14 protein-coding genes and 1 tRNA gene are annotated in these 13039 nt (G+C 65.1%); 10 read left to right on the plus strand and 5 right to left on the minus strand.

Features of this window, described 5'->3' with window-relative positions; all coding sequences use genetic code 11:
• Window positions 1-194, plus strand: a 194-nt coding sequence (locus E3O50_RS19500; protein ID WP_206750885.1) for a hypothetical protein, incomplete at its 5' end; no start/stop codon positions are given.
• Window positions 195-295: 101 nt separating this feature from the next.
• Here E3O50_RS19500 and E3O50_RS13955 read toward each other — a convergent pair.
• Together E3O50_RS13955 and E3O50_RS13960 are read right to left on the minus strand one after the other, a co-directional pair.
• A complete protein-coding gene (locus tag E3O50_RS13955) occupies window positions 296-634 on the minus strand; it encodes a hypothetical protein (protein ID WP_134559357.1) in 339 nt (112 codons plus the stop codon).
• A gap of 221 nt (window positions 635-855) precedes the next feature.
• Window positions 856-928: transfer RNA gene (locus tag E3O50_RS13960), tRNA-Glu, on the minus strand.
• 137 nt (window positions 929-1065) lie between these two features.
• On the opposite strand from E3O50_RS13960, the gene E3O50_RS13965 reads away from it, so the two are divergent.
• The 9 genes from E3O50_RS13965 to E3O50_RS14005 all read left to right on the plus strand — a co-directional run bounded on the left by E3O50_RS13965 (window position 1066) and on the right by E3O50_RS14005 (window position 11231).
• The gene (locus E3O50_RS13965; protein ID WP_134447433.1) at window positions 1066-1704 is read left to right on the plus strand and encodes an MBL fold metallo-hydrolase; all 639 of its coding nucleotides are present in this window, start codon (window positions 1066-1068) and stop codon (window positions 1702-1704) included.
• A gap of 228 nt (window positions 1705-1932) precedes the next feature.
• Window positions 1933-2655, plus strand: a complete 723-nt coding sequence (locus E3O50_RS13970; RefSeq protein WP_134447432.1) for an ABC transporter ATP-binding protein — start codon at window positions 1933-1935, stop codon at window positions 2653-2655.
• A complete protein-coding gene (locus E3O50_RS13975; RefSeq protein WP_134447431.1) occupies window positions 2652-3953 on the plus strand; it encodes an ABC transporter permease in 1302 nt (433 codons plus the stop codon). Before E3O50_RS13970 ends, E3O50_RS13975 begins: the two co-directional genes overlap by 4 nt.
• Complete coding sequence (locus tag E3O50_RS13980) at window positions 3946-4644, plus strand: TetR/AcrR family transcriptional regulator (protein ID WP_134447429.1); 699 nt, start codon at window positions 3946-3948, stop codon at window positions 4642-4644. Before E3O50_RS13975 ends, E3O50_RS13980 begins: the two co-directional genes overlap by 8 nt.
• A gap of 197 nt (window positions 4645-4841) precedes the next feature.
• Window positions 4842-6134 (plus strand): glycosyltransferase, encoded by a 1293-nt coding sequence (locus E3O50_RS13985; RefSeq protein WP_134559359.1) that lies wholly within the window; start codon window positions 4842-4844, stop codon window positions 6132-6134.
• Window positions 6131-8137 carry a right-handed parallel beta-helix repeat-containing protein gene (locus tag E3O50_RS13990; protein ID WP_134559361.1) on the plus strand — a complete coding sequence of 669 codons (2007 nt, stop codon included), beginning with the start codon at window positions 6131-6133 and terminating at the stop codon, window positions 8135-8137. Before E3O50_RS13985 ends, E3O50_RS13990 begins: the two co-directional genes overlap by 4 nt.
• Entirely contained in the window at window positions 8137-9237 is a 1101-nt protein-coding gene (locus tag E3O50_RS13995) for a right-handed parallel beta-helix repeat-containing protein (RefSeq protein ID WP_134559363.1), read from the plus strand. The genes E3O50_RS13990 and E3O50_RS13995 overlap by 1 nt, the downstream gene beginning before the upstream one ends.
• Window positions 9238-9578: 341 nt before the next feature.
• Entirely contained in the window at window positions 9579-10610 is a 1032-nt protein-coding gene (locus E3O50_RS14000) for a right-handed parallel beta-helix repeat-containing protein (RefSeq protein WP_166790660.1), read from the plus strand.
• A 207-nt stretch (window positions 10611-10817) separates the two neighbouring features.
• Complete coding sequence (locus E3O50_RS14005; RefSeq protein WP_241975375.1) at window positions 10818-11231, plus strand: universal stress protein; 414 nt, start codon at window positions 10818-10820, stop codon at window positions 11229-11231.
• Window positions 11232-11254: 23 nt separating this feature from the next.
• On the opposite strand, the gene E3O50_RS14010 is transcribed toward E3O50_RS14005, so the two are convergent.
• From E3O50_RS14010 to E3O50_RS14020, 3 genes are all read right to left on the minus strand, one after another.
• Window positions 11255-11581 carry a DUF805 domain-containing protein gene (locus E3O50_RS14010; protein WP_134559367.1) on the minus strand — a complete coding sequence of 109 codons (327 nt, stop codon included), beginning with the start codon at window positions 11579-11581 and terminating at the stop codon, window positions 11255-11257.
• A gap of 158 nt (window positions 11582-11739) precedes the next feature.
• Window positions 11740-12006, minus strand: coding sequence for a hypothetical protein (locus tag E3O50_RS14015; protein WP_134447415.1), 267 nt, complete (start codon window positions 12004-12006; stop codon window positions 11740-11742).
• A gap of 200 nt (window positions 12007-12206) precedes the next feature.
• Entirely contained in the window at window positions 12207-13022 is an 816-nt protein-coding gene (locus E3O50_RS14020; RefSeq protein ID WP_134447413.1) for a bacteriorhodopsin, read from the minus strand.
• Window positions 13023-13039: the final 17 nt, after the last annotated feature.

Raw genomic sequence — 13039 nt, forward strand, 5'->3', positions numbered from 1 at the left:
GGAAGTGGGCAGATCTCATGGCCACCAGCGGGCAGTTCTACTGGCCGTCAGCGGGCAGTTCCATGGCCGCCTATGGGCAGCTTGTCATGGCCGCCGACATCAGGCATCGACATCGCACCCGCGATTCTTACTACCTGCTTGGTTCACACGCCTCCGTTGCATATCCGCAACGTACTCCACCGACTTCGGAATAACATCAATCGGCACAAACAGATTCGCATCGTCACGATCCCGACCCCCGTTGGCTACACCAGGGAGACGTGCCGTTCGCGGTCTGACACCTACTTCGTCATCATCAGAGATCGTCCAGGTCCGGGTCACTCCATTCGCAGTCCGGGACTGCGATCGTTTCCAGGTACCCGTTCTGGCTCGGGGCGGAAGCCAGCACTTCGAGATTCGAGAGGTGAGTGACGGTCTCCGACGCATCGGGTTCAGGCCACGGTGATTCTTCTGGAATGACCAGGAACGGGCTTGCCGGTGCGAGGAGCAACGTTGCAGTCACGATCGTGCCGTTGATGAGAACAACGGGAATGCGCGCGACCGCGGAGCAGCTCTTGACATTGAGGACGACCAAAAGGGCAACGAGTGCGTCACCGATTCGATCTGCCGTCAAGAACGAGGCGCCACCGAACATAATTCGTCTCATGCTCCCACGCTGAACTCGTTTGCGGCCGGGCACAAGGCCTTGCACGCCCGTGCTGGGCTTGGGGCACCTGACAGTGTCGCAACGGCCCTCGATCAGATGGCCTGCAAATCGGATATTGCCAGAATATTGCCAAACCCGAAAACGACCCTTCCGGGGCGCTTAAACAAGAAAGCCCGGTTCCCTCTATTTTCAAGGGAACCGGGCAATTGTGACCCCAGCGGGATTCGAACCCGCGTTACCGCCGTGAGAGGGCGATGTCCTAGGCCGCTAAACGATGGGGCCGTTTTTGCAACTTACCGAGTATGCCACACGGATCGGGTCCGCTCCAAACCGAGCAGACGACACGGCACGTCGTCGGCTTGCATCACCCGGCCATCTGGGTATTAGCTCGGTCCAGACACCCGACAGAACGGACCGAAATGAAACTGACCAAGCTCGAGCACGCGGCCCTGATCGTCGAGGTAGCGGGACGCAAGCTCTACATCGATCCGGGTTCCTACACGACGGCAGTGACCGACACGGCACGGGCGGATGCCGTCGTCATCACACACGAGCACCCGGACCACTGGACCCCCGAACAGCTCGACCGCATCATCGCCTTCAGCCCCGATGTGCGGATCTTCGGACCGGCGGGGGTCGTCGCAGCGGCATCGGGATACCCCGTCGAAGTCGTCCACGACGGCGACACCGTGACGGTCGGCGAGTTCACCCTTCGCTTCTTCGGGCGCACCCACGCCGTCATCCACTCCTCGATCCCCGTGATCGACAACGTGGGCGTGCTCGTCAACGACCGGTTGTACTACGCCGGCGATTCCTTCACGGTCCCGGCAGGAGTGGATGTCGACACGCTCGCCGTTCCGGCCGGCGCGCCCTGGTTGAAGATCAGTGAAGTGATCGACTACGTGCTCGCCGTGAAGCCGCGCCGCACCTTCCCGACCCACGAAATGCTGCTGTCGCGCGCAGGCAAGGACCTCTCCAATCTGCGCATCACCGCGGCGACCGAACAGGTCGGTGGGGAGTTCTTCGCCCTCGAACCGAACGAGACCCTCGACCTCTGAACCGCACCGGCCGACATCCGCTGGCGTGACACCCGGAATGCACGTCGTACGCTGGGATGACTGGGAGATGAATGTCGGCTGGTTCCCAGTCGTCTCCCAGCGAGCGCCGTGAATGTGCAGCTACTGTAAATTTATTGTCTGCGCACTGTTTTCGCCAGCATCCGCTGGCCATGACGGCTTCCGCGGGTCGAGCGAAGCGCTCCAGTCACCCAACGAAGGAAAGCCAGCATGAGTGTTCCCGTCCTGTCCGCGCAGGTCATAGGCAAGTCCTATGGCAGTGGAGCCAACCGCTTTGATGCGCTCAAGGGCGTTTCCCTCGACATCCAGGCGGGCGAGTCCGTCGCCATCGTCGGCAAGAGCGGCTCGGGCAAGTCGACGCTCATGCACCTTCTCGCGCTCCTCGACGATCCAGACTCCGGCGTTCTCCTCGTCGAAGGCACAGACGCCAAGAAGCTCAAGGCGAAGGAACTCAACCGGCTCCGCAACCAGGACTTCGGTTTCGTGTTCCAGCAGTTCTTCCTCACCGCGAATGCGACTGTGCTGGAAAACGTCGTCCTTCCCCTCACGATCGCCGGCGTCGGGGCCAAGGAGCGCAAGTCCCGCGGCATGGCCGCACTGGAACAGCTCGAACTGGCCGACAAGGCCAAGAACAAGGCGAAGAACCTTTCCGGTGGCCAGAAGCAGCGCGCGGTCATCGCGCGCGCGCTGGTGAACAACCCCAAGGTCATCTTCGCCGACGAGCCCACCGGAAACCTCGACTCCGCCACTGGAGCGGTCGTGGAAGACATCCTCTTCAAACTCAACAAGGAGAACGGCATCACGCTCATCATCGTGACCCACGACACAGAGCTCGCAGCCCGCTGCGACCGCCAGATCTTCATCCGCGACGGCCTCGAAGAGACCGCCGACTCCCCCACGGGAACCCACAAGAGAGGCGGGGCCCACTCGTGAAGTTCCTCGATATCGTCCGCTCCGCCATCCAGAACAGCTTCCGCAACAAGCTCCGCACCGGTCTCACCGTCGTCGCCATCTTCATCGGCGCCTTCACGCTGACGATCACGAGCGGCATCGGCACCGGCGTGACCGCCTACATCAACGGACAGGTTTCGGCGATCGGCGCCGCCGACGTGCTCACCATCACCAAGGCAGCGGATGCGACGGCCACGGCCAGCGACGGACCGGCTGCCTACGACCCGAGCAAGTCCACGACCGTGAGCCTCGGCAACGGGTCGCGCCCCGGCTCGACCATCCAGGCGCTGACCACGGCGGACCTCGCGAAGATCAAGGCGACCGCAGGCATCCTGAGCGTCGACCCCGCCGTGCGGGTTTCGCCGGACTACGTCGAATATGCCGGAAACGGAAAGTTCGAGCTCACGGTCAGCCAGACCGGGACCATCACGACGGCAGACCTCGCCGCGGGGGCTCAGCTCGACAACAGCAGTTCGAGCGACCAGCTCCTCCTGCCGACGACCTACCTCGACAACCTCGGCTACGCGGACGCCAAGGCGGCCGTCGGCACAACAGTCAGCATCGGCATCACCGACTACACCGGAACCCAGCAGACCGTCACGGCCACCGTCGTCGGCGTGCAGAACGAGACGCTCCTCGGCAGCGGGGCCGGGCTCAACCGGAGCCTCGTCGCCCACCTGCACACCGTCGCAACCACCGGTGAGCCCGCTGGAGTGTCCGCCGGCTATGCGACCGCGGTCGCGCACTTCGACGTCTCGGCGACGAAAGCACAGATCACCGCGATCAAGGATGACCTCAGCGCGCAGGGCTACTCCTCGCAGACAGTTGCCGACACGATCGGCGCCTTCGAGACTGTGATCAACGTCATCATCGGCGTGCTCAACGCTTTCGCAGTGATCGCCCTGATCGCCGCCGGATTCGGCATCGTCAACACTCTCCTGATGAGCGTGCAGGAACGTACCCGCGAAATCGGGCTGATGAAGGCCATGGGCATGAACGGCGGCCGCGTCTATGCCCTGTTCAGCATGGAGGCGGTCTTCATCGGCTTCCTCGGCAGCGCACTCGGCGTCATCGCGGCGATCGGTGTGGGTTCGCTCATCAGCAACCTCCTCGCGAACGGGATATTCTCGGCCCTGCCCGGTCTCCAGGTCGTGCAGTTCGCTCCGGCCTCGATCGCCATCATCGTCGGGGTGGTGATGCTGATCGCGTTCCTCGCCGGCACCCTGCCTGCGAGGGCCGCCGCACGTCAGAACCCCATCGACGCGCTGCGGTATGAGTAGCTCCGCGGCATCCACGCAGAGCACCCCCACCGGCCCGGGGCCCGACGAGGGGCTGCGCGCCCGCAAGCGCGCCGCCACCCAGGCCGCGCTCGAAGCAGCCGCGATCAGCCAGGCCAGTGAACACGGGTACCACCACGTCACCGTCGACATGATCTGCGAAGCAGCCCAGGTCTCCCAGCGCACCTTCTTCAACTACTTCGCGACGAAGGAGGCCGCCTTCCTCGGAGCGTCCCCTCCCATTCCGTCCGAGGGCGCGGTGAAGAGATTCATCACGGGCAACGGTGGATCCGTGCTCGCCGAACTCGTCCTGATGATCGAGTCCGCGATTGTCGCGAGCGAGCCGGACCGCGACGTTCTCCGGGCCAGGCGCACGCTCATCGAGAACACCCCCGAATTGTTCTCAAGCGAGATCATCCGTCTTGCCGAACTCGAAGACCGGCTCGCGGGCATCGTCCTCCAGCGTTTCGAGGCCCGCGGACGCACGGAGGCGACCACGCCGGACATTCTCGACGAGGCGCACATGGTCGTCGGTCTGGCGGTCAGCATCCTCCGCTTCGCGATGCGCAAGGCATCGGAATCCGACTACTCCGCCGATCCCCGTGCCATCCTGCGCCATGCCATCGGGCTTGTCGAGCGCATCACCGGGGTCAATCCGTTCACAACGGATGCCCGTGAACCTCGGAGAGACTAGCTCACGGTAAGAGCTCCCTGTGTATCCACACACTGCGGTTGCAAAACGTGAGGAATTGTCTACTTTGGTTCAGTAGAGACCTCACGCCGCGCTCCTGGGTGCGAACGGAATCTCGCAACTGAATCAACGCACACCTTCGACGAGTCAGCCCGTGGTAACGCTGACCAGCACAATCGAGCACAAGGAACCCGATCCCTATGCCACCAGAAACGACAGTGTCCGCTGACCCCGGCTACGCGTTCGACTGGGGCGCCATCGGGAATGCGGTTGTGCACGACGAGGCAGTCGTGGCTTCCTATTTTCCCCTGGCGATTGCCGGAACCATCGTCTGGGGACTCTGGCTCTACCGCTTCATTCTGTCGCATCGGGCCCCGCCGATCGTCACCGACTTCCGGACGTCGACCTCCGTGATCGTGCCCTCATTCCACGAGGATCCGGACATCCTGTTGAGCTGTCTCGATACGTGGCGGGCCCAGAATCCCGACGAGATCCTGATCGTGCTCGACGTCGCGGACGTCGACACCTACGAACGCATCGTCCGGATCGGCGATCCACGTGTCCGGCCGATCCTCTTCCACCACGTCGGCAAGAGGTCAGCACTCGGGGCCGGGATCAGGGAGGCGAGGCACACCCTGCTCGTCCTGACCGACTCGGACACCTGGTGGGAGCCTGACCTGCTCCGGAACGTGCAAATGCCCTTTGAAGACCCCTTGGTCGGGGCGGTCGGCACCCGGCAGAACGTCTACCAGAGCGGCACGAGCGTCTGGCGACGGATCGCAGACTGGCTGGTCGACCTGCGCTACCTCGACTACGTCCCCGCCATGGGACGGGCAGGGGCTGTGCCCTGCGTGTCCGGACGGACCGCGGTGTACCGCCGTGCCGCGGTCCTGCCCGTGCTCGACCATCTCGAGAACGAATTCTTCCTGGGCCGACGCTGCATCTCCGGCGATGATGGCCGGCTGACGTGGCTCGTGCTCGCCTCGGGCTACAAGACCGTGCACCAGGCATCCGCGCGCGCTCTCTCGATGTTCCCGACCGGCTTCCGTGCGTTCGTGAAGCAACGCGTGCGCTGGAGTCGCAACTCCTACCGGTGCTACCTCACGGCCATGGCCAGGGGCTGGCTCTGGCGGGTACCGTTCATCACCAAGGTGACCGTCCTGCAGATCCTCCTCACCCCGCTCACGATGGGTATCACCCTGTTCTACCTGGTCTTCAGTCGCCTCGAGTTGAGCGTCGCCGGGTTCGCGGCAGCCATCGGCTGGCTGCTTCTCGGCCGCGGCATCCGTGGGATCTCACACCTGCGCCGCCACCCGAAGGACCTGTTGCTCCTGCCGCTGCTCGCCCTCGCCGTCATCCTCGTCGCCCTCCCGATCAAGACGTATGCCCTCGTCACCATGAACAAGCAGGGCTGGCTCACCCGCCACAACGACACCATCGGCGGTGACGGCCAGGACGCGCGCACCCTTACCCAGGCGGCGGTGGCCCCGTGACCCGGACCAGGGTTGCGCCGGTCCGGGTTCCCCGCACCCGGACACCGAGGGTGACGGTGATCGCGAGCAGGCACCGCCAGTCGGGGCATCCTCCCGGCGCACGTTTCGTGCTGCTGGGCATGCTTGCCGGCATCCTCGCCGGGGTACTCGCGGCAGCGCTCATCCTCGTCGCAACGGGAGTGTTCCGCTCCCCCACGAGCGCCTTCGGGCGGGCCGAGATCGCGCGCAACGGAAATGTCCAGGGCGTGCTCTATCCCGGAGACCCGACCCGCGAGACGAGCCTCGTGAACGCGGAGAAGGCCCGGCTCAGTTATGTCCGCAGCGTCTCGGCATCCGCCCAGTGGCGGGTCGCCGGGCTCCAGGGCCCCTACCGACTCACCACGGGCAGTTCCGTGACCCTCGTCCTGCCGGCCCGTGCACAGCCCTACCTCGTGTCCGACCTGCTCACCCTCGCCCCGACGACCTTTGTGCGGCAACCGGACGGCGGTTATCTGCTCTCCGAGAACATCGTCGTCCTGACCGGCGCGACCCTGTCTCTGACCGCGACGGATGGGCTCACCCTGCGGCTCCGCAGCGACCCGAGCACGTTCGTGTCCGTGATCGGACTCGGCGGCTCCGTCCTCATCAACGGCACGGCGACGGCCCCCGTGGCGATCGAGAGCTGGAACACCCGGACCGGGGCGGTCGACACCGACACGTCCGACGGTCGCGCTTATCTCCGGATGATCGACGGCACGGTCTCGGTCGGGCACGCGCGCATCGCGAACCTCGGGTTCTGGAGCGGGGAGACGGGCGGGCTCGCGCTCTCAGGGACGGATGCCTCCGGTACGGACACGTCAGGAGCCGACGGCTCGGTCACGGCGGATGCTTCCGGCACGGCCGATACCTCCGCCCCGGCCGGCGCAGGCCCGCTCGCAGGCGCCCCTCTCGCCGGCGCCCCCGTGCTCCCTCCCGAACTCCTGCGTGCTCCCGCCGGATCCGTCGCCTCGAGCGGGCCCTCCGCAGCGACCCTGTCCGCCGGGTTCCAGGACGTCACGATCGACGGCAACGCCTTCGGTCTTTTCATCACGCACGCCGCCGGCGTCACCATCACCGACACCCGGATCATGAACAGCCTCGTCGACGGCCTCGTCTTCCATCGGTTCGTTACCGACACGACGGTAACCCGGACGAGCTCCGTCAACAGCGGCGTCGACGGATTCACGGTGGCCAGATCGAGCTCGGGGATCATGTTCGACCAGATCACCGCAACGGACAACGGGCGTAACGGAGTGTCGATCGACGGCCGCTCGCTGGCCGACGGTCCGAGTGCCATCGGAACCGGTGTGGAATCCTTCGGTTCGAGTACAGTGACCCGCAGCACGGTCGAAGACAACCGGAGGTACGGGATCGAACTCAGCGGAGGTCAGGCGCTCGGGGTGTACTCGAGTCTCATCGCACGCAACGATATGGGCATCGTGCTCGACGACGGGGCATCGGGTGTCGTCGTGGCCGGAAATACCCTGAAGGACCAGGCCCGCCAGTCGATCGCGATCCGGGACCGGGTCACCGACACGAGTGTGCGCAACAACGCGATCAGCGGCAGCCAGACCGGCGTGTACGTTCGAAACGCCGGTGCCAGTGTCACCGACAACACCATCCGAGCCGTCTCCAACCACGCCGTGAGCCTCGTCGGGGACGCCAGGTCGGTGAGGGTCGTGAGCAACGCGCTCTCGGGCTCCGGCGCCGTTCCGGTGTGGGACGAGACCTCGTCGGGGGCCGTCGTCGCAGGCAACAACCTCGCCGGCTGGCAGCGCGCGACGACGGCAATCACCGTTGCGCGGTTCGTGTTCCAGCCACTCACCGTGGTCTGGCTGTTGCTCGCGCTGTTGCTTCTCGTGACGGCACTCACCCGCAGCGGTCCCCAGTTCGGTGCGATCCGGCATCCGTACGCCGAGCGTGTACCGCTCACGTCGCTCTCACGCGGCATCGTTTCGCGCGAGTCCGTCGGCGGCGCCCCCTGATGCCCGATAGCGACGACCGGGCGGATGCCCCGGCGCGCCGCCGCACGCCGTCGCGCCTCCAGTGGGTGCTCACCGTCGGCATCCTCGGCCTTGCGATCATCGGCGTCGCCGTCATGGCCATCGTCGCCATCACCGGCCAGACCCAGAACATCACCCAACCCACCTCACCCCCGTCGACGGCACAGGCTCCTCCGGTACCAGAGACCGTGGCCGGCTGCCCGCCGTTCACGGTCACGGTGACGACCGCGCGCGAGCTTCAGGCGGCCCTCGACGCTGTGAATCCCGGGACCGTGATCGGTCTGGCCCCCGGCGTCTACCAGGGCACCTTCACGCTCCGCAGTGGAGGCACCGCCGATGCGCCGGTTGCGCTCTGCGGCACGGCAGGGAGCATCCTCGACGGTGGCGGCGTGCAGGGCGGATACGTGCTTCACCTCGATCGGGTCGCCTACGTGCACCTGGTCGGGTTCGCCGTACGCAACGGCCAGAAAGGCGTGATGGCGGACCAGACCCGGAACTCGCTCATCCAGGGCCTCCAGGTATCCCAGATCGGCGACGAGGCGGTGCACCTCCGCAACAACAGCACAGACAACCGCGTCGCCGACAACCAGATCAGCGACACCGGCCTCCGCCGGCCGAAGTTCGGTGAGGGCATCTATGTCGGAACGGCCGAGAGCAACTGGTGCGACGTGAGCGGGTGCGAGCCGGACCGGAGCGACCGGAACACGATCATCGGCAACAAAATCTCGGCGACGACCGCGGAAAGCGTCGACATCAAGGAGGGCACAAGCAACGGAATCCTCCAGCAGAACAGCTTCGACGGTTCGGGAATCACCAGCGCCGATTCCTGGGTCGATGTCAAGGGCAACGGCTGGATCATCGATGGCAACACCGGCGTCAACTCGCCGATGGATGGGTTCCAGACGCATGAGATCCTCGACGGCTGGGGTGTGGGCAACACCTTCCGTAACAACGAGGCCACGGTGAACGGCCCCGGCTACGGCTACGCGCTCAAGCCGGCCAACAACAACGTAGTCGAGTGCAGCAACACGTCCGCCGACGCCGGCGAGGGTTCCTCGAACGTCCGGTGCGCCGACGGTTGACCCCCGGGAAAACCAAATGTTCATTTGAGTTTTCCTCAGGACCGTGTATCGTCGTGTGAACTAAACGTTCCAAGTTTCCGGCAGCATTCTTGCCGTAATCTGCAGGCTGCTGTTGATCCCCGCCCCGCCTCTGCCATCGTGCACGCGACCGGTTCGGCTCCTGTCTTATTACAGGGTGCTGCCGATGTCACTTGCCTTATTCTGTCGACGCTTTCGTACCGTCGACGACGTTCCGTAGTGCCCTGTCCACTCCGACGGGGAGTTGTCGATCTCGTGGTCCACCCGAGGTTCGACCGGTTAGGCATTCTTCCTGTTCCACACCACAGGAAGCTGCTGATTTCGTGCTCCACTCATTCACCCACCCGTCCCGCTCATTCCCACTCTCCCCCGACACCCGGCGACTTTCGCCGCGCCGCATCGCCGCAGCCGCCCTCCTGACCGGCGCCGTCGCGGTGGCGGGGGTCGTGCTCACCCCCGGACCGGCCCACGCCGCCACGGTCACGAACGTGTCGACATCCGCTCAGTTGAAGACCGCACTCGGCAACGCGAAGCCCGGCGACACCATCCACCTCACGGACGGCACCTACACCGGCAAATTCGAGGCCTCCTCCGTCGGAACAGGTGCGGCGCCGATCACCCTCACCGGTTCACGAGCCGCCGTGCTCACCACCGGGTCGACCGGTTCCGGTTACGCTCTGCACGTCACGGGAGGACACTGGAACCTCACGGGGTTCCGGGTCGACAAGGCCGCCAAGGGCATCGTTCTGGACGATTCCGACTACACGGTCATTTCCAGCGTCGACGTCGGACACATCGGCCAGGAGGGTGTGCACGTCCGCCACAGCAGCACGAACGTCGTGCTGCGCAACTCCTACGTGCACGACACCGGACTCACCTCGGCGAGCTATGGCGAAGGCGTCTACGTCGGCAGCGCGAACAGCAACTGGAGTTCTGTCATGGGCTCCTCGTCCAGCCCGGACAAGTCCGACAACGTGCTGATCCAGGACAACCGGATCGAGGACAACCCCGCGGAGGCGATCGACATCAAGGAAGGCACGACCGGCGGACGCATCACCGGCAACACCTTCCGCCATTCCGGCTACTCCGGCGACAACTCGGCCGATTCCTGGGTCGACGTGAAGGGTAACGGCTATTCGGTCTCGGGCAACTCCGGATCCTCGACCCTCGAGGACGCGTTCCAGGTGCACTCCGTGCTCTCCGGCTGGGGCGGCGGGAACGATTTCGCCGGCAACACGGTCACCGGCGGCGTCCCCGGCTACGAGGTCAACAACGCCTCGAAGACCGCGGGCAACGTGGTGCATTGCAAGACCTCCGGTGCCGGAAGCGGCCTCACCAACAAGGGTTGCAAGTAAGTCTCACGCCTCCGCACGGAGTTGCGGAGAAAACACATTCCCACCCCCACCGAGGTGTTTTCTCCGCAACTGACCGACCGCCCAGTGGCACCTCGCATTGACCGCGCGACGCAATGGCCGCATGATGGCCACACAGGGCGAGCCGTCCTGCCGAGAGAGCGGACGAATCCCATGAGTGACACCGGTGCGTTTCAAATTGTTGTGGGCGTGGACGGATCAGAGCCGTCAGTGAAGGCGCTCGAGTGGGCGATCGTCGAGGCGAAGCTGCGGAGCGCAGAGCTCACCATCGTCACGACGTGGTCGTATCCGATCATGGCGGGGACCCCGGGAGATATCGTTCCAGAAGACTCCTTCAAAGAGGTCTGTGAGCGCATCCAGGCCGAGGCTCTCACAGCCGCGACCGATGCCGGCCTCACCGCGACAGGCCGCATCGTGCGCGGTAGTGCGGTCACCGTGCTCCTGGAGGCCGCCGAATCCGCCAGTCTCCTCGTCGTCGGCTCGCGGGGCCGCGGCGGCTTCACGGGCCTGCTGATGGGGTCGGTCTCCAACCAGCTCGTGCATCACGCCGCGTGCCCCGTGCTCGTCGTCCGGTCGAAGCGCGCCCCGCTGTCCCAGGGGTGACACCAGCGCCCGGGGCCCTGTGACTATCTACTCGGCCGGCAGAGCAGCACGATCAGGATGATCACACCGACGATCGGGAGCAACAGGAACCAGAGCCATTTCCAGGAGAAGCCCGCATCCCGCAGGCGCCGGACCGCGACTGCGAGGAACGGCAGCACGATGACCACGATCCAGAGCGTGGAGAACAACCCGAACGCCGACGTGGGATTGATCGTCGAATCCAGGGTGCTGAGCGCGAAGTCGACGATCGTCACGAAGAGCACCCACCACCAGTACTCTGAGCGGCGGGCGACTCCGGTGAACTGGCCGTATTGGCTGAACACGGACGAGATCGCTTGGCCGAAGGTCATTGGGGTTCCTGACTCAGAAGATGGATGCCGGTGCTACCGGACGTCCTTTCATCCTCCCAGATTCCGGCTAGCGGGTCTTGAGGTGGCGCATCTTGACGATGCTCACGGCGCCGGCGCCCGCAACGCCGTGCAGGCGAACGTGGACGTGATCACACGCGCTAGGTAATCCTGAAGGCCGCCATGGCGTTGTCGAGGAACTCACCGAATGGCCGCTGCTGATCCGACTCAAGCCACGCCACGCGTGCCGCCTGAACGATGGCCGCAGGTCGAGGGTCGCTCGCAGTCACGCTCCCGGCGAGCCGGGTGACCACTCGCCCGACGAGCAGCTCCTGCACCCGCTGCATCTTTTCGAGGTAGCGAGCGTTCAGCTGGGCGCTCCCCCGCACGATGCGCTCCATCGCATGGTTCGTCACCGGTTCGTCCACGGGCTTAGACCGCCCCGCGCCGGGTGTTCTTCGGCGAGATGGCCACGCAGGCCGTGCCCCACCTGCTCAACCAGCGTCTCGCCGAGCTGGCCGAGTGGAACCCCGTGTCGCTCCTCGCCGAAGGCAAATAACACCGTGGCGACCGTGCGGGCACCCTCATCAACCGAGCGATGCCCGCAGGTGAATCGCCGAGGACGGAGTCAGGAGCGGGTCGCGACCTCATCCCGCGAAAGCTCGATTCCGGCGAATGTGGGGTCGTCGTCGAAGGACTTGATGCGAGCCACCTGGTAGATGATCAACGCATAGACCGCCTTGGCGAGAATATCGGCGACGGAATAGCCGACCTGCTTGTAGACCCAGGCATCCGATCCGGAGATGTTGAGCAGCGGCAGCAGGTACGCGATCGGGTAGACGCCCCAACTGAGCAGGAGCAGGAACCGCAGCTGGCTCAGGATCTTGCGGACACCGGTCGGCTGCTGGTCGAGGGACTTGCTCAGTTGGACGAAGAGCACGAAGAGGATGTAGGCGAACGGGATGGTTGACAGCAGACCGAACAGTCCGCGAAGGCCATTGTCGCCGCTGATCTCCCCCGGATAACCGAGGATGATCATGAGCGCCGCGGCGGGAACGAGCCTCCGCAGGAGCGCCGACTGGACGGACCGCACGAGGGCGAGTACGGCGACGAGCTCGACGAGGAGCAACGGAACGGTGAGGAGCCAGTCGACGTAGCGGTAGCCCTCGTTGAAGCCGGCGCCGACGGCCTGAGAGTAGTCGCCCGTACCGCCGACGGCATCGGTCACGAACGCCGCCTTGAACGAGTCGAAGATGCGGAAGTAGTGGTAGGCGGCGATGCCGCAGACCACGATGGCCACCGTGATGGCCTGGCGGTACCGCGGCAGGATACGAGGCAGGGCGATCACGAGGAAGACAGCGGTGAAGAGCTGCGCCGCGATGACGAGCGACAGGAAGTTGTAGACGGTCTCGTACTGTCCGTGCGAGAGGATATCTGGAATCATGGCGTACTCCGTAGAAG

Origin of the sequence: Cryobacterium sp. MDB1-18-1 (assembly GCF_004402735.1) — a bacterium.
In the GTDB taxonomy this organism is placed as follows: domain Bacteria; phylum Actinomycetota; class Actinomycetes; order Actinomycetales; family Microbacteriaceae; genus Cryobacterium; species Cryobacterium glucosi.